Origin of the sequence: Neisseria sp. HMSC074B07, from assembly GCF_001810355.1 — a bacterium.
Taxonomy (GTDB): Bacteria; Pseudomonadota; Gammaproteobacteria; order Burkholderiales; family Neisseriaceae; genus Neisseria.
Window position 1 is genome coordinate 7,989 of record NZ_KV800950.1, and the last position, 18,937, is coordinate 26,925.

Consider the following 18,937-nt stretch of genomic DNA (forward strand, 5'->3'; position numbering starts at 1 on the left):
GTCTGAAAACCTGTTGCCAAGTTTTCAGACGACCTTGCTTCATTTGTTCATCAGGTAAATTGTTATTTCACCTTAGTCGCCATCAACGTATGCAACCGGCGGTTGTCGGCGCGGGCGACGGTAAACTGCAAACCGCCGATAACGACTTTTTCGCCGCGCACGGGCAGGTGTCCCAATTCCTGAATGACCAGCCCGCCGATGCTGTCGGCTTCTTCGCTACTGTAATCCGTGCCAAAAAAGGCGTTGATGTCTTCGATTTCGGTTACGGCATTGATACGCCAACGTTCGGTGGAAACGGCGTGGATATTGTCCGCGCTTTCGTCTTCGTCAAACTCGTCTTCGATGTCGCCGACGATTTGCTCGATGATGTCTTCAAAAGTTACCAGACCCGACGTGCCGCCGTATTCGTCGATAACGATTGCCATGTGGTTGCGCTGCTCGCGGAATTCTTTCAAAAGCGCGTTCAGCGATTTGCCTTCGGGTACGAAAACGGCAGGACGAAGGATGGCTTTGAGGTTGAACTGCTCGGGATTGAACATGTATTTGAGCAGATCTTTGGCATGCAGGATGCCGAGTACTTCGTCTTTATCTTCGCCGATGACGGGGAAACGGGAATGGGCGGTTTCGATGACGTAGGCAGTGATGCGCTCGATGCTGTCGTTTTCTTTCAAAACGTTCATGTGGCTGCGGGTAATCATGGCATCGCGCACTTCCAAATCGGCAAAGTCGAGGACTTTTTCCAGCCGCAAAAGTGTATCCGCGTCAAACACTTCCTGCTCGTGCGCCTGCCGCAGCAGGCTGAGTACGTCTTCGGCGGAATCGGGTTCGCCGGCAAGTCGGGAAATCAAACGTTCGAAAAATGTCGGTTTCGACCGGGTATCGTCCATTTCAGTATTCGTCCTCTTGGTAGGGGTTGGGATAACCTGCCGCCTGCATCAGGCGGATTTCGAGCGCCTCCATTTCTTCGGCATCTGCCTCTTCGATGTGGTCGTAGCCCATCAGGTGCAATGTGCCGTGCATGGTCAGGTGGGCAAAGTGCTGCTCGGCGGTTTTACCCTGCTCAACTGCTTCTTTCAATACGACTTGCGGGCAGATGATCAAATCGCCGCAAAGCTCGTCTGAAAACTGATCGGGCAGGATTTCGCCTTCGTTCAAGGCAAAACTCAACACATTGGTGGCGTAGTCTTTGCCGCGGTAATCGCGGTTGTAGGCGCGGGCTTCTTCTTCGTCCAGCAGAATCAGGCTGATGTCGGCGCGGCGGTATTCGTTTTTCAACGCCGCCCATGCCCAGCGGTAGAAATCGCGTTCGCTCGGAAGATTGGCGGCGGTTGAGGCGTTTTCAAAATTCAGGCAGAAACGTTGCCGCTGCAACGATAAGAAGGGATATTTTTTGGCGCGTTTCATGCTGTAAGCTGTTGGGTTTAAAATGTTTTTAGAGAATAAGTTTTATTTTACGGCAGTATGGACTACCATCATGCTGACAGACCCTGTATTCCGTTTCTTGCGGTCTGTCGAAATCGGCATTTCAATGCCGGTACACATTATAGTTTATTTCGTTGCAACAGATATAGTGCAACGGCTTCTCTGACAGCTTCGTAGCGGAATACCTTTATCAACCACGGTAATTGCAAATGAACAAATTTCTTTTCCCCATCCTGATTGCCCTGACAGCCTGCTCCCCGCAAAACAAAATCGAAACGTCGGCTGCCAAACCGACGGAAACGACGACAGAAAAAAGCAGCGGCGATACGGTCAAAATGACAGGAACAGTCCATTATTCGCTCGAACAGGCTGAATTTACCGCCGACGGAAAAACCTATTTCATCAACGGAGGCGAAAGCCTGATGGACCAAGTAGAAAAAAACCGCCTGAGTTCCGGCTCATATAACGTTACCCTGAACAATGTCTGCATTCAGGGAAAAGTGCTGACCAAAGAACAAAACCAAGGCAACGGATTCGGCCCCTTGGGCAAGTACAGTCAGGCGGTTAGCGTAGAAAGTTTGTGTTAGACTGTCGAACTTCCCGCCTCATGAATTAGAAAATCAGAAACTGCAAATGAACCCGAAAAAACTCGTTATCGCCAGCCGCGAAAGCCTGCTTGCCATGTGGCAGGCAAAACATATCCAAGGTCGTCTGAAAACCCTATATCCCGACTGCGAAGTCGAAATCTTGGGCATGACCACGCGAGGCGACCAGATTTTGGACAAAACCCTGTCGAAAATCGGCGGCAAAGGCCTGTTTATCAAAGAGTTGGAACAAGCCTTGCAAGACGGACGCGCCGATTTAGCCGTGCATTCAATTAAAGACGTGCCGATGGATTTGCCCGAAGGCTTCGCCCTTGCCGCCATCGGCGAGCGCGCCAATCCGTTTGACGCGTTCGTATCCAACCAATACGCGCGTTTGGAAGAAATGCCCAAAGGCGCCGTCGTCGGCACATCCAGCCTGCGCCGCGAAGCCCAGTTGCGCGCCCGATATCCGCACTTAGTCATCAAACCCCTGCGCGGCAACGTGCAAACCCGCCTGTCCAAACTCGACAACGGCGAATACGATGCCATCATCCTCGCCGCCGCCGGATTGCAGCGTTTGGAACTGGACGAACGCATCCGCCTGATTCTCTCCGAAGCCGACAGCCTGCCCGCTGCCGGACAAGGCGCGTTGGGCATCGAAATCGCCGCACACCGCACTGACCTTCTTGACGTATTGAAACCCTTAAACCACGATGTCACACACGCCTGCGTTACCGCCGAACGCGCCCTCGCCCGCGCTTTGGGCGGAAGCTGCCAAGTCCCGCTTGCCGCGTATTGCACCGAAGAAGACGGCCTGCTCACCCTGCGCGGACTGGTCGGACACCCCGACGGCTCGGTAATCTTGCAGGCAGACGCGCAAGCCCCCGCCGCCTACGCCGACGCGCTCGGACGCGCGGCCGCCAAAAAGCTGGCGGACGACGGCGCGCAGGAATTGATTGAAGCCGTTTTGAAAGAACAAGCCGAATAAATCGGTTCGCAAGAAAAGGTCGTCTGAAAACTGTATTTTGGTTTTCAGACGACCTTCTTTTGATTCCTGATTCCTTTCCATTTACATCTATATTTGAAAACTATCGATGTAATTAAATAATTATATAAATCTAATCAATTTCTTGGCCGTTTATAACTATTGGTTTTATCAAAATAATTATCAGGTCTTTCAACTTTGGGATTTGTTTCCCTACTATGCCCTCCATCTTTTGACAAATCGCAAATAAAAAGGAAACCAATATGGCACGCTTAACCGTACACACCGTCGAAACCGCTCCCGAAGCAGCAAAACCCCGCGTCGAAGCCGCGCTGAAAAACAACGGCTTTATCCCCAACCTCATCGGCGTATTGGCAAACGCGCCCGAAGCGTTGGCGTTCTATCAAGAAGTCGGCAAACTGAACGCCGCCAACAGCCTGACTCCCGGTGAAGTCGAAGTCATCCAAATCATCGCCGCCCGCACTAACGAATGCGGTTTCTGCGTGGCAGGCCACACCAAACTGGCAACCCTGAAAAAACTCCTGTCCGAGCAATCCATCAAAGCCGCGCGCGCGTTGGCGGCGGGCGAATTTGACGATGCCAAACTGGGCGCGCTCGCTGCGTTCACCCAAGCCGTGATGGCGAAAAAAGGCGCGGTATCTGATGCCGAACTCAAAGCCTTCTTCGATGCAGGCTACAACCAACAGCAGGCTGTCGAAGTCGTAATGGGCGTTGCCTTAGCGACTTTGTGCAACTACGTCAACAACGTCGCGCAAACAGAAATCAACCCTGAATTGCAGGCATTCGCCTGATTCTGACCCAAGGTCGTCTGAAAAGCGGCGGCAAAACCGTTTGCCCGTTTTCAGACGACCTTTTTCAAGAATGCCGTCCCTGTAACGGACTGCTTCCCCTTTCAAACGGAACGCCCTTCCCGCGCCGTCTTCACCCATTTTCAAGGATAAGATCATGAACCGTGAAACCTTATTGTCTCAAGTTTCCGAACTCGTCAAAGCCAAACTCAAACCCTTAGTGGACGAAATCGACCGCAATGGTTTGTATCCCGAAGATTTTATGCGCGAACTCGGCGCCATCGGCGGATTCGGCGCAGTCGGTACGGAAGCGGAAGGTGGCAACGGCTTGGGTTTGGCGACGCAAATCGCCGTCTTGCGCGAAGTCGGCAAAGAATGCGGCGCGACCTCGTTCAGCGCATGGTGTCAGGCGGCTTGCGCGTGGTATCTGCACCAGACGCCCAACCAAGCCGTCAAAGACAAATACCTCGCCGACATCCTGCAAGGCAAAGTATTGGCGGGTACGGGCATGTCCAATACCGTCAAACACCTCGCCGGCATTGAAAAACACAACCTTCAAGCCGAGCGCGTGGACGGCGGCTACAAAGTCAACGGCGCGCTGCCGTGGGTATCCAACATCGGCGAAGACCACATCTGGGCAAATACCGCCCAAATCGGCGACGGCTACGTCATGTTCATCACCGGCGGACAATGGGAAGGCGTGACCCTACAAGCCTGCCCCGAATTTTGTGCCCTCGAAGGCACGCGCACGTTCAGCCTGAACTTCAAAGACGTATTCATCCCTGACGAAGACGTGATTGCCGCGCCCGAACAGTTCTCCGACTACATCGCCTCCATCAAGTCCGGCTTTATCCTGCTACAAATCGGCATCGGCGCAGGCGTGATCGACGGCAGCCTCGGCATCATCCGCATCGCCAACGTTGTCAACGCCGAGGTCAACAGCTATCTCGACGACAGCTACGACAGCCTCAAAGCCGCCTTGGACGAAGCATGGCAAACCACCGAACGACTGGCAGACTTGGCTTGGAACAACACGCCCGACAACCTCGCCACGCTGAAACTGCGCGCCGCCGCCGCCGAGCTGACGCTTGCCGCAGCCCAATCCGCCGCCTTACACGCCGGCGCCAAAGGCTACCTCATGCGCAGCCCCGCCCAACGCCGCGTCCGCGAAGCCATGTTCGTCGCCATCGTTACCCCCGCGTTGAAACACTTGCGCAAAGAAATCGCGGCGCTGGAAGCAGCATAAGGGTTGAAACAGACCAACAAGGGGTCGTCTGAAAACCTTTTACCGACCGTTTTCAGACGATCTCAACCATCAGAAGGAACACACCATGGCACAATACATGTGCGGCCCCTGCGGCTGGATTTACGACGAAGACCTCGGTGACCCCGAACACGGCATCGCCCCCGGCACCAAATTCGATGACATCCCCGACGATTGGAAATGCCCCGAATGCGGCGTGGGCAAAGAAGACTTTTATCTGCTGGACTTCGTGATATAGCTTTATATAGTGGATTAAATTTAAATCAGGACAAGGCCGAGGCAACGCCGTACTGGTTTAAAGTTAAGCCACTATACAAACTAAAAAGGTCGTCTGAAAACGTTGAGTCAAACGGTTTCAGACGACCTTTTTGATTTTGTGATAACGCGGCTGCGATTAATCGTTTTCATCCCGCCAGCGTTTGAACACCAGCGAAGTATTCACGCCGCCGAAAGCGAAATTGTTGCTGACCACATAATTCGTTTCGATTTCGCGGCCGCCGCTCAAAATATAGTCCACCTTGCCGCAGCGCGGGTCGATGTCGTGCAGATTGACGGTCGGGGCAAACCAGCCGCTGTTCATCATTTCAATGGTAAACCACGCTTCCAGCGCACCGCACGCGCCGAGCGTATGGCCGAGATAGCTTTTTTGCGAACTCATGGGAATGAATCCGAACACGGCTTCGGTCGCCAACGTTTCGGCGATGTCGCCTTTTTCGGTCGCCGTACCGTGGCCGCTGACGTAGCCGACTTTATCAGGCGTAATGCCTGCGTCTTGCAGCGCGAGTTCCATACATTTCTGCATGGTTTCTTTTTGCGGCTGGGTAACGTGGCTGCCGTCGCTGTTGGCGCCGTAGCCGACGAGTTCGGCATAGATTTTCGCACCGCGCCGTTTGGCGTGTTCCAATTCTTCCAACACAAAAATCCCTGCGCCTTCGCCGATGACCAAGCCGTCACGTCCGCTGTCGTAAGGACGCGGGGTTAGTTCGGGTTCGCCGTTGCGGCGGCTGGCGGCATAAAGCGAGTCAAAGACATAAACTTCGGACGGACAAAATTCTTCGCCGCCGCCCGCCAGCATCATGTCTATCATGCCGTATTTGATGGCTTCGTAAGCATAGCCTATGCCTTGACTGCCGGACGAACACGCGCTCGATGTCGGGATAATTCGCCCTTTCAATCCGAAAAAGATGCCGATATTGGCGGCGGTCGTATGCGGCATCATGCGCACATAAGTATTGGCGTTGAAATTGCGCGATGTACCCGTAGTCAGAAGTTCGCCCATATCGCCGATGTCTTTGGTACTGCCGACGGACGAACCGCACGCCACGCCCATGCGTCCGTCGGTAATGCTTTCGTCTCCAAGCAAACCTGCGTCCATCAGGGCCTGCTCCGCCGCATCGACACACAGATGCGACACGCGCCCCATGCTTCTGAGCTGCTTGCGCGTCCAATGTTCGGGCGGGGTGTAGCCTTCAATCGGCGCACCCAGTTGCGCTTCCAATTCGGGGAAACGTTCGCGCCAATCCATGTATTTGACGGCATTTTTTTCGGCTTTAAACGCCGCCTGTATACTTTGCCAATCGCGGCCGAAGGCGGTAATGCCGCCTATGCCCGTTACTACGACTCTTCTGGTATTCAACACAAACCTCCGTTCACCGCAATCACTTGACGCGTGATGTACGCCGCTTTTTCATCCATCAGGAAGCGCACCGCATGCGCCACTTCTTCCGGCAGCCCCATACGCGCGGCGGGGACGGCTTTCAAAATTTCTTCGACGGGTACATTTTCATCGACGATGTCCGTATCGATTAAGCCCGGCGCCACGCAGTTGACAGTGATTTTGCGTTTCGCCAGTTCGACCGCCAAGGCTTTCGCCGCGCCGATCAAGCCCGCCTTGGACGCGCTGTAATTGACCTGCCCGCGGTTGCCCGTCAAGCCGGACACCGACGCCATGCACACAATCCGTCCGGCTTTGCGGCGGCGTATCATCGGCATGGTCAACGGGTGCAACACATTATAAAAACCGTCCAAATTGGTTCGCAGCACCAAATCCCAGTCGTCGTCTGAAAACGCGGGGAAGGCATTGTCGCGCGTCAGTCCGGCGTTCAACACCACGCCGTAATACGCGCCGTTTGCTTCGATGTCGGCAGTCAAAATATCGCGGCAGGCTGCACGGTCGGACACGTCAAACTGCAACACCCTCGCCTGTCTGCCCAAAGCGCGGATTTCTTCCGCCACGGCTTCGGCTTCATCGCGGCGGCTGCGGCAATGGACGACGATATCAAAGCCGTCCTCAGCCAAACCGAGTGCGACGGCTTTGCCTATGCCCCGGTTGGAGCCGGTAATCAAGATGGTTTCGCTCATAATGTTTCCTATTGGTTGGCGCGGTCTGCTTATTAGTCATCATCTGGACAGAGAAGGCTGTTTTCAGACGACCTTTCCGTCTTTCGGACTGTACACGTTCAACGAGGCTTTTGCCACCAGCCCGTCCGCGGGCAGCTTGGCGCGGGCATCTTCAGGTGCATCCGTCCAATACAGCTCGCAATCGAATACGCCCATGCCGCCCGGGTCCTGTATCGACAGATTGGCGACCACCTTCATCTGCGTTCCGACGGGCAGGCTGTCGGCAAACAATTCCAGCTTGCGCGTTCCCAGCAAAAAGCCAAGCCGCACCGGTTCACCCGCTTCCAAAGCCTGTATGCCCGCAAACGCACCTATACCCTGCGCCATGATTTCCATCAGTGATGTCGCCGGCAATGCCCCGTCAACCAACAAGATGTGTTTTTCCCCCACAGCGGCTTGGGCGCAAACGTGTTTCGGGCTGTATTCCGTCACACAATCAAGCAACACCATATGGCCGCTGTGTGGCAATAAAGAAGCAACATCATGAATGGGGCAAATTAAATTTACAGTCATAAAGGTCGTCTGAAAACAGAATACGTTAGAATATCGCGATTATATCAGACCCTAGAATGTGTTAAGCTATTTCGTTAAAATACATCACAATGTAAACTTTTGAAAACCATCATGTCATCCAACATTTGCCGTTTTTCTTTCAATATCGCCGCTTGGCACGCCTCAAGCAGTAAAATCGCCACGCCCGAACAATGGCGGCAATGGGCTTCCGGCGCATTAGACGCCGACGGGCTGCCCGACCACAAACCCGCGCTTGCCTTCCTGCCCGCCCTGCAGCGCCGCCGTTTGGGCAAAGCCGCGCGCCTGATTTGCGACGCCTCGTGGGAATTGGCGGAACAATACCCCGGCAGTCCGTTGGTTTACGCCTCGCATGATGGAGAAATCAACCGCAGTTTCGAATTATGGCTGGGACTGTTGCAAACCGACAGCGTTTCACCGACCTCCTTCGGACTGTCCGTCCACAACGCTCCCGCCGGACAATGGTCCATGCTGCGCGGCGACATGAGCGAACACACCGCCCTCGCCGCCGGCAGCGACAATTTCGAAACCACTTTGGCAGAAGCCTATGCCCTGCTGCAAGACGGCGCACCATCCGTGTTGGTTTTAATCGCCGACGATCCTTTGTCCGATGACTACCCTGTCCACGCCACACGCGCCCCGTTTGCCTACGCCCTTTCGCTTGTACTGACGCAGGGAGACAGCTACACACTCAGCCTCGATGTCGACGACACGTCGTCTGAAAATCCGTCCGACCTGCTGTCAGCCGATTACTGGGGCGCGCTCGACTGGGTCCGTTTCTTACTTTCAGACGACCTTTCGGCAGAATGGCAACATGAAAAACGCCGATGGACATGGCGCAAAAAACCATGAAAACCCTAGACTACTGCCGCCGTTTCTTCGCCACCCTGTTCGGCTTCATCCTCTTCGGCGTTGCAGGCGTATTGTTCAAAATCGCGCTTTTGCCCTACACGCTCAAATCCACCAAAGGCGACATCAAACGCCAGCTTGAAGCGCGGCGCATGATAGGGAAAGTCTGGCGCTTTTTCGTCGGCTATCTGCAATGGTCGGGCGTATTGAGCGTCCGTTTCAACGGCTTGGAAAAACTCGGCAGACCGGGGCAGCTCGTCCTTGCCAACCATCCCTCGCTGCTGGATGTCGTCTTGATGGTCAGCCACTTCCCCGACCCGAACGTGCTGGTCAAAAAAGACCTGTTGAACAACCCCAGCATGAAGAGCCAGATCATCGCTTCCGGCTACATCCCCAACGACGAAAGCATGGAAATGTTGGAAGAAATCGACGCCGTGTTCAAAAGCGGGCAAAGTATGCTGATTTTCCCCGAGGGCACGCGCACAGGCTGGGACGGACAGGTTAAAATGCACCGTGGCGCGGTATCGCTCGGTTTGCGCAGCGCATCGGTCATCACCCCCGTGTGCATCAAAATGACGCCGCCCAATTTCAAAAAAGGCCAGCCTTGGTACAAAATACCGCCGCACAAAATCCATTATGAAATCACCGTCGGCGACGACATCCTGCCCGAAGAATGGCTGGCGGAAAAACCCCTACCCATCGCCGCAAGGCGTTTAAACGAATACCTTCAAGACTATTTCACAAGGAAAACCACATGAATAACTTAGAAAACCAAATCAAAGAATTGATCATCGACAGCTTGGGGCTGGAAGACATCACCCCTGCCGACATCGGCAGCGAAGACCCGCTCTTCGGCGACGAAGGCTTGGGTCTGGATTCAGTCGACGCGCTGGAACTCGGCTTGGCAGTGCAAAAAACCTTCGGCTTCCAGCTCGACGGCGAAAACGACAACCTGCGCGAAAACTTCGCCAACGTCAAAACACTGGCAGAATTCGTCAAAAGCCGTCAAGCATAAAGGAGAAGCGATATGACCGAACAAGAAGTACGCACCCTTCTGACCGATGCACTGGTCAACCTGTTTGAAATCGAACCCGAGCGCATCAAACCCGAGACCAACCTCTACGAAGATTTGGAAATCGACAGCATCGACGCCATCGACCTCATCGACCACATCAAACGCGAAACCGGCCGCAAACTGCAAGCCGAAGACTTCCGCAACGTGCGCACCGTAGAAGACGTGGTTCAGGCGGTTTTGAAAGTACAAGCACAAGATTCCTGATTCTGATTTTAATCGGCATATTTTCAGACGGCCTTGTCAATCGGCAAGGTCGTCTGAACATCAATAATAACCATGAAAACATTAGGAAAACTCCTGCTGACCCTCGCCAGCCTCGCCTATCCACTCCTATGGTATTACGGCAGGGAAAACGGCGCGTTTTTCTGGCTTGCCGCCGCCATGTGCGTCCTGTGGCTGATACGCGCCGCCATGCCGCAAACCACAGCCCAACGCATTACGGCGATTATCCTTGCCGCCTTTTTCGCCGCCGTACTGATTTTCAGACGACCCGATTCGATGTATTGGTATCCCGTCGCCGTCAACGCGCTGATGCTTGCCGTTTTCGGCGGCAGCCTGTTTGCCAAACAAACCGTCATCGAACGCCTCGCCCGACTGCAACACCCCGACCTTCCCCCCGAAGGCGTGCGCCACACCCGCCGCGTTACGCAAATCTGGTGCGGCTTTTTCATCCTCAACGGCGCAACCGCCGCCATTCTGGCAGGCTTGCAATATTACGACTGGTGGGCGGCTTATACCGGCATCGTGTCGTATGTGTTAATGGGGCTTTTGTTTGCCGGAGAGTGGGTGTATCGGAAAGCCGTATTGAAGGTGTAGGTCGTCTGAAAACACATCAATCATTAATCATTTCATGTCAATGGAAAATACTGCTTCAATGTGGAAACTGGAAGACAAGTTTACTGGAGGAACGAATAAAACCAATTGAAGATTTTTAATCTCGAGAGGAAAAAATGAAAACCATAGATATAATTATTAAATATATTAATGATAAAACTTCGACCTATAAAATTTTAAGAGAATATACTCCACTCTCTTTATCCGAAATAAAATCCAGAATAGAAAACCATGATGCAGTAATAGCAGTAAATGATTTAAAACTAGATGAGTTAAAGAAAGTTAGAGAGATAATTCGTAGTTTAAATAACATAGGGACAGAAGTTGTTATACAAGATGTCACAGGTACTATAACGTTAAAAACATTGGAAAATATTATTTCTAGCTATGAAGATATAGCAGCAGATACTGAAAAATTAGATGCACTTATGTTTAGTGATGAACAATAAAATATATAAAAAAATAAAATTAGATAATCACACTATTATCGTGAACTTATAAATAAACAGTTTCTTTGGAATGTAGGGTAGTTCACAATTTTTTATTGGTAATCATGGCTTTTTATCTCAAAAATAATATAGCATTTCCGATGTAATTAATTTCTTTATTAATTAGTAAATTATAATTATGCACCTAACCCAAATCCTATCCCCCGACCTGCCCCAACAAGACCTTATCGCCACCCATCCGAATTGGACGCGTGCGGATTTCAACCGTGCGGTTTTCCGGCTGTCAGGTCGTCTGAAAACGGCAAACGCGCAAACGACCGCGTTGTGGTTTGACGATGCCGCGCTGTTTGCCTGCGCCGTGCTGGCGGTGTGGCATTCGGGCGGGCGGGTGTTGCTGCTGCCGAATCTGGCGCGGGACAATTTGGACTGGGGGCGGACGGCGGATGTGTTTTTGACGGATTCCGAAGATTTGCAAAGCAAGTTAGGCTGTCAAACCGAACAACGCGATGAATCGGGACAGACGTTGGATGTGCAATCCAACCCACCCGTGTGGCACCTGCCCGATTTACTTGCACACACGCCGCCTGAAAACCCGACGCCCGCCCCTGAAAACCATCTGATTCCCGACCATGCCGAAGCATGGCTGAAAACGTCGGGTTCCAGCGGCGAGGCGCAGGTGATTGTGAAAACCGCCGCGCAGATGCAGGCGGAAGCCTTGATGTTGGCGGATGCGCTGCCGTTCGGACGCGGCGGGGAAACGGTTATCGGCAGCGTCATTCCGCAACACCTTTACGGCTTTACTTTCCGTTTCGCGCTTGCGCTGACAATGGGCTGGCCTATGGAGCGGCGGCAGGCGGTTTATCCTGAAAACCTGCTCGCCAGCACGGCGGCGCATGAAAAAGTGGTGTGGATTGCCAGTCCGGCGGTACTCAACCGCTTGGGTGAAAACCGCAACTGGCAGAGCATCGGCCATAAAATCGCGGGCATCGTGTCGGCAGGCGGCGCGCTGCCCGAAGCCACGGCGGATTTGCTGCAACAGGCTGCCGTCCGCCCGTTTGAAGTGTACGGCAGCACCGAAACCGGCGTGATTGCGTCGCGTCGGGAAAGTCGCGAATGGCGGCCGTTTGCCGGCGTGGAAATCGGGCAGAACGCAGAAGGCGAATTGTGGGCATCTTCGCCGTGGTCGCCCGAACGCCGCCAAACCGCCGATTTAATCGAGCCGCAGCACGACGGTTTCCTGCTGCTCGGCCGCCAAGACCGCATCATCAAATTCGAGGACAAACGCGTGTCGCTGACCCAAATCGAACACGAACTTTTACGGCATCCGTGGATTGCCGACGCCCATTGCGGCCGCCACCCGCAACATCAGCGCATCGCCATATGGGCGGCGTTGAACGCGGACGGTATCGCCGCCCTACGCGACCAAGGCCGAGCCGCCGTCGCCGACGCGCTCAAACGCCACCTTGCCGCCACGCAGGACACCATCGCCCTGCCCCGTTACTGGCGTTTCGCCGACAGCCTGCCGCGCAACGCTCAGGCGAAAATCGCCGCCGCCGATTTTCAGACAGCCTTTACCGTCGCCCAAACATCGCCCGTTTGGTCAAAAACATCATCTGAAGAAGAAACCGCCGCCGAAACCTTCATCGGCCGCGTGCCGCTCGATTTGGTCTATTTCGGCGGCCATTTCGCCACTTTCCCGCTCGTACCCGGCGTAGTCGAGCTGCAATGGGTGCGCGATCTGGCGGCGCGGCATCCGTGGGGCAGGCAGCGTGTCGTCCGCGTGGAAAACCTGAAATACCAGCAGTTCGTCCGTCCGCATGACGAAGTGTCGGTGGAGCTGAAATACGATGAAGCCAAAAACAAATTGAGCTTTAAAGTCAGCAATGGCGACAATCCCTGTGCATCGGGGCGGATTGTGTTCGAGGTCGTCTGAAAATGCTTTTTTAGGTTTCGCCCTCTCCTGCGGGAAGAGGAAAACCTGCAAATCGGGGATAATCCCGCTCAAACTTAATATAGTGGATTAAATTTAAATCAGGACAAGGACACGAAGCCGCACAGTACAGACAGTACAGAACCGATTCACTTTGGTGCTTCAGCACCTTAGAGGAATCGTTCTCTTTGAACTAAGGCGAGGTAACGCCGTCGGTTTAAAGTTAAGCCACTATAAAAACCCATAATCAAATGAAAAGATAAAAAATATGCAACTTTTTCCAGCACTAGCACAACGTTATTCCGAAGAACACCAGTCCGCAGGCGAAGCGCAGCGTTTGGCGCAGGAAATCGCCTTTGCGCCGATTGTGTTCCAAGTATCCCGCCTGATGGTGAAATTCGGCATTTTGGATTTGCTGAACGACCATTCAGACGGCCTTACTCAAGCCGAAATCGCCGAGAAAGCCCAAATCAGCGGTTACGCCGCGCAAGTGCTGCTGGAAGCCTCGCTCTCCATCGGCACGGTACATACCCGCGACAACCGCTATTTCATCAGCAAAGCAGGCTGGTTTTTACTAAAAGACAAAATGGCGCGTGTGAACATGGATTTCACGCAGGAAATCTGTTACCAAGGCATGTTTGACTTGGAAAAAACCCTGCAAACGGGCAAACCCGAAGGGCTGAAAGTTTTCGGCAGCTGGCCGACGATTTACGAAGGCCTCTCCTCGCTGCCGAGCATCGCGCAGGAAAAATGGTTTGCCTTCGACCACTATTATTCCGACAATTCCTTTGCCGAAGCCTTGAAAACCGTGTTCGCCAAACCGGTTAAAAAACTGCTCGACGTCGGCGGCAACACCGGCCGCTGGGCGGAACAATGCGTCGGCTACAACGCCGAAGTCGAAGTCACCATCATGGATTTGCCGCAACAAATCGCCCTGATGCGCGAAGCGACCAAAGGCAAAACCGGCGCGGAACGCATCCATGCCCACCCTGCCAACCTGCTCGACCCCAAAGTTCCCTTCCCGACAGGTTTCGACGCGATTTGGATGAGCCAGTTTTTAGACTGTTTCAGCGAAGAACAAGTCACCTGCATCCTCCGCCGCGCCGCCGCTTCCATGAGCGCGCACACCAGCCTCTACATCATGGAGCCCTGCTGGGACAGGCAGCAATACGAAACCGCCGCCTACTGCCTGACCATGACCAGCCTGTACTTCACCGCCATGGCCAACGGCAACAGCAAAATCTTCCATTCCGAAGACCTGATACGCTGCGTTGAAAACGCCGGATTGAAAGTGGCGGAAATTTCAGACGGCATCGGACGCGGACACAGCATCTTGCGCTGCGAGAAGGTCGTCTGAAAAACGGTATCCCCATGAAAACCCTAGTGTTAATCCCCCACTACAACCACCCCGCCGCCATCGCCCGCGTCGCACAGACCATGCACGGCTTCGGTTTGGACGTATTGATTGTGGACGACGGTTCGCGCGAAGAATGCAAACCCGTATTGCAGGCATTGGTTTCAGACGGCATCCACGTCCTTTACCGCCCCATCAACGGCGGCAAAGGCGCGGCGGTCAAAACCGGTTTGAAATACGCCGAAGAACACGGTTACAGCCATGTTTTACAGGTTGATGCCGACGGACAGCACCATCTGGACGACACGCCCAAACTCTTGGCGGCGGCGGAACAAAACCCCGAAGCCGTCGTCTGCGGCTGGCCGCAATACGGCGACGACGCGCCCAAAGCGCGGCTGTACGGACGCAAAATTACCGATTTCTGGAACATGCTGCACACTTGGTCGTGCGACATCAAAGACGGCATGTGCGGCTTCCGCCTCTACCCGCTCGCCCCCGCGCTTTCGGTCGTCCGCGAAGAAACCGTGGGCGACCGCATGGATTTCGATACGGAAATCCTCATCCGCCTGTACTGGCGCGGCGTCAAGCCGGTTTGGATTAAAACGCCCGTGCAATACGCCGCCGACGGCGTGTCCCACTTCAACGCCTTCGCCGACAACGTGCGCATCAGCAAAATGCACACGCGGCTGTTTTTAGGGATGTTGCGGCGGCGTTTGGGCGCTTTATTCGGAAAGGCCGTCTGAAACCATGACCGACAACACGCAAAACCACTGGGCGGCGCAGCCCGAACGCGGCAGCCGCCTGTTTCTCTCCCTGACCACGCTGATGGTGCGCTATCTGCCTGCCTTCCTGATGAGGCCGTGCATCTGGTTTGTGGTGCTGTATTTCTACGCCACCGCACCCAAACCGCGCCGCCATATCCTGCGGTATCAAACCCGTCTTCAGACGGCCTTTCCCGATACCGTTTTGCCGAAACACGGCGTATTCAAACAATTTATCGCGTTCGGCGAGGCAATATGCGACCGTTTTGCCGTGTGGCAGCGCAAAATCCGTTATGAAGATTTGGTACTCGAAGACCCGGACGGCGTTTATACGCAAGTGAGCGATTCGGTACGCGGGCAGATTTTCGCCTGCTCCCACTTGGGCAACACCGAAGTCTGCCGCGCGCTGGTGTCGCACCATAAAGGCTTCAGGCTCAATGTGTTGGTACACAGCAAACACGCGCAGGCGTTCAACGAAGCCTTGCAAAAAGCGGGCGCGGAACACATCCGCCTGATTCAGGTCACGGATTTGGATTCCACCCTGATGATGGAGCTGAACCGCCGCATCGAAGACGGCGAATGGATAGCCATTGCCGCCGACCGCGTACCCGTACGCGGCGAGAAAACCGCCGACATCAATTTCCTAGGCCATACCGCCCCCATGCCGCAAGGCGCATGGCTCTTGGCGGCGCTCTTGAAAACTCAGGTGAACACGCTGTTTTGCGTCAAGCAAAACGGCCGCTACCATTTGAAACTGCGCCGCTTCACCGACACCTCCGACTGGAAGCGCGGCAACCGCGAAGCCGCCGTTACCGCCGCCATGCAGGGCTTCGCCGATATCCTAGCGCAAGAATGCGCGCAAAATCCGCTGCAATGGTTTAACTTTTATGATTTTTGGAACGAGGAAAAAGAAAAGGTCGTCTGAATCCTGAACTGCCCCTAAATCTTAGGCATTCAATAAGAGCCTATTCGGGTGCTCTGTTCAAATTCAGACGACCTTTGTGTTTGAACAGGCGGTTTAGGCTTTGCCCGTGCTGCCGAAGCCGCCTTCGCCGCGTTCGCTGGCGGCAAATTCGTCCACGACTTTGAACGAGGCTTGGATGACGGGAACGATGACCATTTGCGCGATGCGTTCCATCGGCTCGATGGTAAACGCTTCTTTGCCCCTGTTCCACACGGAGACTTTGAGTTCGCCCTGATAGTCCGAATCGATCAGTCCGACCAAGTTGCCCAAGACGATGCCGTGTTTGTGTCCCAGACCGGAACGCGGCAGCAAAACGGCGGCGTAGTCGGGATTGGCAAGGTGCACCGCCAGACCGGTCGGAACAAGATAAGTGTCGCCCGGTTGCAGGGTCACGGCTTCGTCCAAACAGGCGCGCAGATCGAGTCCGGCAGAACCCGGCGTGGCGTAGGCGGGCAGTTTGTCCGCCATTTTCGGATTGAGGATTTTCAGTTCGACTTCGGTTTGCATGATTTTTTTCCGTTTCATTTGATTTGACGCGGATTATACACATATTCCCCCGCCCTATCGTTGGAGTCGTCTGAAAAAACGGGGTATGATTCATTCAACCAAACGTGAATATCGGAGGACATCATGGATTTGCACAATATCCGCGAAGATTACAGCAAGCGCGAACTGTCGGAATCGGAATGCCATGCCGACCCGATTGTCCAGTTCGAGCAATGGCTGAACGAGGCGATTCATTCGCAAGTCAACGAGCCGACTGCTGTCAACGTCGCCGCCGTGGGCGAAGACGGCAGGCCGAACAGCCGCATGGTGCTGCTGAAAGAGGTCAATCCGCAGGGATTTGTGTTTTTCAGCAACTACTTAAGCCGCAAAGGACGCTCGTTTGACGCGCATCCGTTTGCCGCCATGACATTTTTCTGGCCAGAGCTGGAGCGGCAGGTGCGCGTTGAAGGGCGCATCGAAAAACTGGATGCCGCCGCTTCGGATGAATATTTCGACAGCCGCCCCTACACCAGCCGCATCGGCGCATGGGCAAGCGCGCAGAGCGAAGTGTTGTCGAGCAAGGCGATGTTGGTTGCCAAAGCGGCAGCAGTGGGCGCGAAACACCCGCTGCACGTCCCGCGCCCGCCGCATTGGGGCGGCTATCTCGTCATTCCCGACCGCATCGAATTCTGGCAGGGCCGCCCCAGCCGCCTGCACGACCGCATCCAATACCGTTTGGTTGACGGCAACTGGATACGCGAGCGGCTGTCGCCTTAAACTTTCCACAGCTTCAAGCCGATAGGGTAAAATCCCGACTCCAGCAAAAGGTCGTCTGAAATATAAAAAACGTTTTAACAAAACTCGTTTCATTCGTTTCAGACGACCTTTTATCCGTAACTTATCCTGCCGCCACCGCCGCAGAAGAACCGTTTTCCGCAGCGGGTTGAATTTGACTTGCCTTGTCCTGCTTCAAATTCAACCCGCTGCCATCAAACGCGTTAGGAGAACCCCATGTCCAAGCACCCCACCAGCAAACGCCAATGGCGCGACGGCGCAGCCCCGTCTGCCAAGAAAACCGCCAAACCTTTCAAAAGCAAAGCCCGTCCCAAAGACGAAACGCGGAAAACTGCTTCCAAACCTTACGGACAAAAAGTTTCAGACGATCTCAAGCCGCAAAACGCCCCCAAACAGCGTGCCGCCAAAGCCAGAAAACTCGTCGTCCGCAACCCCAACCAAAAAATCATGGAACGCGCGCGCGATTTGAAAGAGCGCCGCAGCGACTTGTCGCGCATGGAGCCCGAACGCCTGCAAAAAGTGCTTGCCGCGTCCGGTGTCGGTTCGCGCCGCGAAATGGAAGAGTGGATTAACAACGGCTGGGTAACGGTCAACGGCAAAACCGCGCAGTTGGGCGACAAAGTCACCCCCGACGACCACGTTACCGTCAAAGGCAGCATCATCAAACTCAAATGGGCGGACCGCCTGCCGCGCATCATCCTGTATTACAAACAAGAAGGCGAAATCGTCTCCCGCGACGACCCGCAAGGCCGCGTCAGCATTTTCGACCGTCTGCCGCAGGCCGCCAGCAGCCGCTGGGTCGCCATCGGACGCTTGGACATCAACACCAGCGGCCTGCTCATCCTGACCACCTCCGGTGAACTCGTCCAACGTTTCGCCCACCCCAGCTTCGAAGTCGAACGCGAATACGCCGTGCGCGTGCTGGGCGGGCTGACCACAGAACAAATGCGCAGCCTCACCGAAGAAGGCGTGATGCTCGAAGACGGCTTGGCAAAAGTCGAACGCATCTACGAACAAGGCGGCGAAGGCGCGAACAAATGGTACAACGTCGTGATTAAAGAAGGCCGCAACCGCGAAGTACGCCGCATATTCGAAAGCCAAGGCCTCACCGTCAGCCGCCTCGTGCGCGTCGGCTTCGGCCCCATCGGCCTGCCCAACCGCCTCAAACGCGGACAGTTCTACGAACTCAACCCCGCCGAAGTCGCCAACATCATCAAATGGGCGGACATGCTGTTGCCGGGCGAACGCCGCCGGAAGAAAAGTTAATGTAAGATAAATCGGGGTTGAGGCCTTTACAAAATCGTCTCAGCCCGACAAAATCTTGCCCAAGTCATAAACATAGTGGGTTAAGTTTAGACCAGTACCGCATTGCTCCGCCTTGTCCTGATTTAAACTTAACCCACTATTCACACATTATAGTGGATTAAATTTAAATCAGGACAAGG

At 54.3% G+C, this 18,937-nt stretch carries 23 protein-coding genes; 17 read left to right on the plus strand and 6 right to left on the minus strand.

Features of this window, described 5'->3' with window-relative positions; all coding sequences use genetic code 11:
- Nucleotides 1-62 precede the first annotated feature (62 nt).
- Together HMPREF2726_RS08080 and ybeY are read right to left on the minus strand one after the other, a co-directional pair.
- Nucleotides 63-887 (minus strand): HlyC/CorC family transporter, encoded by an 825-nt coding sequence (locus HMPREF2726_RS08080; protein ID WP_003779152.1) that lies wholly within the window; start codon nucleotides 885-887, stop codon nucleotides 63-65.
- A gap of 1 nt (nucleotide 888) precedes the next feature.
- Complete coding sequence (gene ybeY, locus HMPREF2726_RS08085) at nucleotides 889-1,404, minus strand: rRNA maturation RNase YbeY (RefSeq protein ID WP_009312143.1); 516 nt, start codon at nucleotides 1,402-1,404, stop codon at nucleotides 889-891.
- A gap of 227 nt (nucleotides 1,405-1,631) precedes the next feature.
- Here ybeY and HMPREF2726_RS08090 point away from each other — a divergent pair, with 227 nt between their 5' ends.
- From HMPREF2726_RS08090 to HMPREF2726_RS08110, 5 genes are all read left to right on the plus strand, one after another.
- Nucleotides 1,632-2,009, plus strand: a complete 378-nt coding sequence (locus HMPREF2726_RS08090; protein ID WP_070602911.1) for a hypothetical protein — start codon at nucleotides 1,632-1,634, stop codon at nucleotides 2,007-2,009.
- A gap of 46 nt (nucleotides 2,010-2,055) precedes the next feature.
- Nucleotides 2,056-2,994 (plus strand): hydroxymethylbilane synthase, encoded by a 939-nt coding sequence (gene hemC / locus HMPREF2726_RS08095; protein ID WP_009312145.1) that lies wholly within the window; start codon nucleotides 2,056-2,058, stop codon nucleotides 2,992-2,994.
- Nucleotides 2,995-3,254: 260 nt separating this feature from the next.
- Entirely contained in the window at nucleotides 3,255-3,803 is a 549-nt protein-coding gene (locus HMPREF2726_RS08100; protein WP_003764609.1) for a carboxymuconolactone decarboxylase family protein, read from the plus strand.
- Between the two features lie 154 nt (nucleotides 3,804-3,957).
- Nucleotides 3,958-5,046, plus strand: a complete 1,089-nt coding sequence (locus HMPREF2726_RS08105; protein ID WP_070602913.1) for an acyl-CoA dehydrogenase family protein — start codon at nucleotides 3,958-3,960, stop codon at nucleotides 5,044-5,046.
- Between the two features lie 85 nt (nucleotides 5,047-5,131).
- Complete coding sequence (locus tag HMPREF2726_RS08110; RefSeq protein WP_003757556.1) at nucleotides 5,132-5,302, plus strand: rubredoxin; 171 nt, start codon at nucleotides 5,132-5,134, stop codon at nucleotides 5,300-5,302.
- A gap of 156 nt (nucleotides 5,303-5,458) precedes the next feature.
- On the opposite strand, the gene HMPREF2726_RS08115 is transcribed toward HMPREF2726_RS08110, so the two are convergent.
- From HMPREF2726_RS08115 to HMPREF2726_RS08125, 3 genes are all read right to left on the minus strand, one after another.
- Nucleotides 5,459-6,703: a beta-ketoacyl-ACP synthase gene (locus HMPREF2726_RS08115; RefSeq protein WP_070602916.1), complete on the minus strand. Its 1,245-nt coding sequence runs from the start codon at nucleotides 6,701-6,703 to the stop codon at nucleotides 5,459-5,461.
- Nucleotides 6,697-7,425, minus strand: coding sequence for a 3-oxoacyl-ACP reductase FabG (gene fabG / locus HMPREF2726_RS08120; protein ID WP_070513238.1), 729 nt, complete (start codon nucleotides 7,423-7,425; stop codon nucleotides 6,697-6,699). The genes HMPREF2726_RS08115 and fabG overlap by 7 nt, the downstream gene beginning before the upstream one ends.
- A 63-nt stretch (nucleotides 7,426-7,488) precedes the next feature.
- Nucleotides 7,489-7,914 carry a hotdog family protein gene (locus HMPREF2726_RS08125; protein ID WP_070602982.1) on the minus strand — a complete coding sequence of 142 codons (426 nt, stop codon included), beginning with the start codon at nucleotides 7,912-7,914 and terminating at the stop codon, nucleotides 7,489-7,491.
- A 174-nt stretch (nucleotides 7,915-8,088) separates the two neighbouring features.
- Between HMPREF2726_RS08125 and HMPREF2726_RS08130 the strand changes: the two genes are divergently transcribed.
- The 10 genes from HMPREF2726_RS08130 (at nucleotide 8,089) to HMPREF2726_RS08175 (ending at nucleotide 16,172) form a co-directional block, all read left to right on the plus strand.
- Nucleotides 8,089-8,847: a beta-ketoacyl synthase chain length factor gene (locus tag HMPREF2726_RS08130; RefSeq protein WP_070602984.1), complete on the plus strand. Its 759-nt coding sequence runs from the start codon at nucleotides 8,089-8,091 to the stop codon at nucleotides 8,845-8,847.
- Nucleotides 8,844-9,602, plus strand: a complete 759-nt coding sequence (locus tag HMPREF2726_RS08135; protein WP_039863157.1) for a lysophospholipid acyltransferase family protein — start codon at nucleotides 8,844-8,846, stop codon at nucleotides 9,600-9,602. The genes HMPREF2726_RS08130 and HMPREF2726_RS08135 overlap by 4 nt, the downstream gene beginning before the upstream one ends.
- Nucleotides 9,599-9,859 (plus strand): phosphopantetheine-binding protein, encoded by a 261-nt coding sequence (locus tag HMPREF2726_RS08140; protein ID WP_003757545.1) that lies wholly within the window; start codon nucleotides 9,599-9,601, stop codon nucleotides 9,857-9,859. Before HMPREF2726_RS08135 ends, HMPREF2726_RS08140 begins: the two co-directional genes overlap by 4 nt.
- 12 nt (nucleotides 9,860-9,871) lie before the next feature.
- Complete coding sequence (locus HMPREF2726_RS08145) at nucleotides 9,872-10,123, plus strand: acyl carrier protein (RefSeq protein WP_003685738.1); 252 nt, start codon at nucleotides 9,872-9,874, stop codon at nucleotides 10,121-10,123.
- Between the two features lie 72 nt (nucleotides 10,124-10,195).
- Nucleotides 10,196-10,735, plus strand: a complete 540-nt coding sequence (locus HMPREF2726_RS08150) for a COG4648 family protein (RefSeq protein WP_070602918.1) — start codon at nucleotides 10,196-10,198, stop codon at nucleotides 10,733-10,735.
- A gap of 134 nt (nucleotides 10,736-10,869) precedes the next feature.
- Nucleotides 10,870-11,202: a hypothetical protein gene (locus HMPREF2726_RS08155; RefSeq protein ID WP_009312155.1), complete on the plus strand. Its 333-nt coding sequence runs from the start codon at nucleotides 10,870-10,872 to the stop codon at nucleotides 11,200-11,202.
- A 178-nt stretch (nucleotides 11,203-11,380) separates the two neighbouring features.
- Nucleotides 11,381-13,135 carry an ApeI family dehydratase gene (locus tag HMPREF2726_RS08160; RefSeq protein ID WP_070602920.1) on the plus strand — a complete coding sequence of 585 codons (1,755 nt, stop codon included), beginning with the start codon at nucleotides 11,381-11,383 and terminating at the stop codon, nucleotides 13,133-13,135.
- Nucleotides 13,136-13,400: 265 nt separating this feature from the next.
- Nucleotides 13,401-14,489, plus strand: coding sequence for a FlxJ family methyltransferase (locus HMPREF2726_RS08165; protein ID WP_070602921.1), 1,089 nt, complete (start codon nucleotides 13,401-13,403; stop codon nucleotides 14,487-14,489).
- A 14-nt stretch (nucleotides 14,490-14,503) separates the two neighbouring features.
- Complete coding sequence (locus HMPREF2726_RS08170; protein ID WP_070602924.1) at nucleotides 14,504-15,229, plus strand: glycosyltransferase family 2 protein; 726 nt, start codon at nucleotides 14,504-14,506, stop codon at nucleotides 15,227-15,229.
- A 4-nt stretch (nucleotides 15,230-15,233) separates the two neighbouring features.
- Nucleotides 15,234-16,172 carry an LpxL/LpxP family acyltransferase gene (locus HMPREF2726_RS08175; RefSeq protein WP_070602925.1) on the plus strand — a complete coding sequence of 313 codons (939 nt, stop codon included), beginning with the start codon at nucleotides 15,234-15,236 and terminating at the stop codon, nucleotides 16,170-16,172.
- 93 nt (nucleotides 16,173-16,265) lie between these two features.
- On the opposite strand, the gene dut is transcribed toward HMPREF2726_RS08175, so the two are convergent.
- Complete coding sequence (dut, locus tag HMPREF2726_RS08180) at nucleotides 16,266-16,718, minus strand: dUTP diphosphatase (RefSeq protein WP_009312164.1); 453 nt, start codon at nucleotides 16,716-16,718, stop codon at nucleotides 16,266-16,268.
- A gap of 123 nt (nucleotides 16,719-16,841) precedes the next feature.
- On the opposite strand from dut, the gene pdxH reads away from it, so the two are divergent.
- Nucleotides 16,842-17,474 (plus strand): pyridoxamine 5'-phosphate oxidase, encoded by a 633-nt coding sequence (gene pdxH, locus HMPREF2726_RS08185; RefSeq protein WP_009312166.1) that lies wholly within the window; start codon nucleotides 16,842-16,844, stop codon nucleotides 17,472-17,474.
- Nucleotides 17,475-17,708: 234 nt separating this feature from the next.
- Nucleotides 17,709-18,758 (plus strand): pseudouridine synthase, encoded by a 1,050-nt coding sequence (locus HMPREF2726_RS08190; RefSeq protein WP_070602927.1) that lies wholly within the window; start codon nucleotides 17,709-17,711, stop codon nucleotides 18,756-18,758.
- Nucleotides 18,759-18,937: the final 179 nt, after the last annotated feature.

Excerpts from the sequence above, each read along its gene's own strand:
- HMPREF2726_RS08080 (WP_003779152.1), bottom strand. The coding sequence starts at position 887 with ATGGACGATACCCGGTCGAAACCGACATTTTTCGAACGTTTGATTTCC.
- ybeY (WP_009312143.1), bottom strand. The coding sequence starts at position 1,404 with ATGAAACGCGCCAAAAAATATCCCTTCTTATCGTTGCAGCGGCAACGT.
- HMPREF2726_RS08090 (WP_070602911.1), top strand. The coding sequence starts at position 1,632 with ATGAACAAATTTCTTTTCCCCATCCTGATTGCCCTGACAGCCTGCTCC.
- hemC (WP_009312145.1), top strand. The coding sequence starts at position 2,056 with ATGAACCCGAAAAAACTCGTTATCGCCAGCCGCGAAAGCCTGCTTGCC.
- HMPREF2726_RS08100 (WP_003764609.1), top strand. The coding sequence starts at position 3,255 with ATGGCACGCTTAACCGTACACACCGTCGAAACCGCTCCCGAAGCAGCA.
- HMPREF2726_RS08105 (WP_070602913.1), top strand. The coding sequence starts at position 3,958 with ATGAACCGTGAAACCTTATTGTCTCAAGTTTCCGAACTCGTCAAAGCC.
- HMPREF2726_RS08110 (WP_003757556.1), top strand. The coding sequence starts at position 5,132 with ATGGCACAATACATGTGCGGCCCCTGCGGCTGGATTTACGACGAAGAC.
- fabG (WP_070513238.1), bottom strand. The coding sequence starts at position 7,425 with ATGAGCGAAACCATCTTGATTACCGGCTCCAACCGGGGCATAGGCAAA.
- HMPREF2726_RS08125 (WP_070602982.1), bottom strand. The coding sequence starts at position 7,914 with ATGGTGTTGCTTGATTGTGTGACGGAATACAGCCCGAAACACGTTTGC.
- HMPREF2726_RS08130 (WP_070602984.1), top strand. The coding sequence starts at position 8,089 with ATGTCATCCAACATTTGCCGTTTTTCTTTCAATATCGCCGCTTGGCAC.
- HMPREF2726_RS08135 (WP_039863157.1), top strand. The coding sequence starts at position 8,844 with ATGAAAACCCTAGACTACTGCCGCCGTTTCTTCGCCACCCTGTTCGGC.
- HMPREF2726_RS08140 (WP_003757545.1), top strand. The coding sequence starts at position 9,599 with ATGAATAACTTAGAAAACCAAATCAAAGAATTGATCATCGACAGCTTG.
- HMPREF2726_RS08145 (WP_003685738.1), top strand. The coding sequence starts at position 9,872 with ATGACCGAACAAGAAGTACGCACCCTTCTGACCGATGCACTGGTCAAC.
- HMPREF2726_RS08150 (WP_070602918.1), top strand. The coding sequence starts at position 10,196 with ATGAAAACATTAGGAAAACTCCTGCTGACCCTCGCCAGCCTCGCCTAT.
- HMPREF2726_RS08155 (WP_009312155.1), top strand. The coding sequence starts at position 10,870 with ATGAAAACCATAGATATAATTATTAAATATATTAATGATAAAACTTCG.
- HMPREF2726_RS08160 (WP_070602920.1), top strand. The coding sequence starts at position 11,381 with ATGCACCTAACCCAAATCCTATCCCCCGACCTGCCCCAACAAGACCTT.
- HMPREF2726_RS08165 (WP_070602921.1), top strand. The coding sequence starts at position 13,401 with ATGCAACTTTTTCCAGCACTAGCACAACGTTATTCCGAAGAACACCAG.
- HMPREF2726_RS08170 (WP_070602924.1), top strand. The coding sequence starts at position 14,504 with ATGAAAACCCTAGTGTTAATCCCCCACTACAACCACCCCGCCGCCATC.
- HMPREF2726_RS08175 (WP_070602925.1), top strand. The coding sequence starts at position 15,234 with ATGACCGACAACACGCAAAACCACTGGGCGGCGCAGCCCGAACGCGGC.
- dut (WP_009312164.1), bottom strand. The coding sequence starts at position 16,718 with ATGCAAACCGAAGTCGAACTGAAAATCCTCAATCCGAAAATGGCGGAC.
- pdxH (WP_009312166.1), top strand. The coding sequence starts at position 16,842 with ATGGATTTGCACAATATCCGCGAAGATTACAGCAAGCGCGAACTGTCG.
- HMPREF2726_RS08190 (WP_070602927.1), top strand. The coding sequence starts at position 17,709 with ATGTCCAAGCACCCCACCAGCAAACGCCAATGGCGCGACGGCGCAGCC.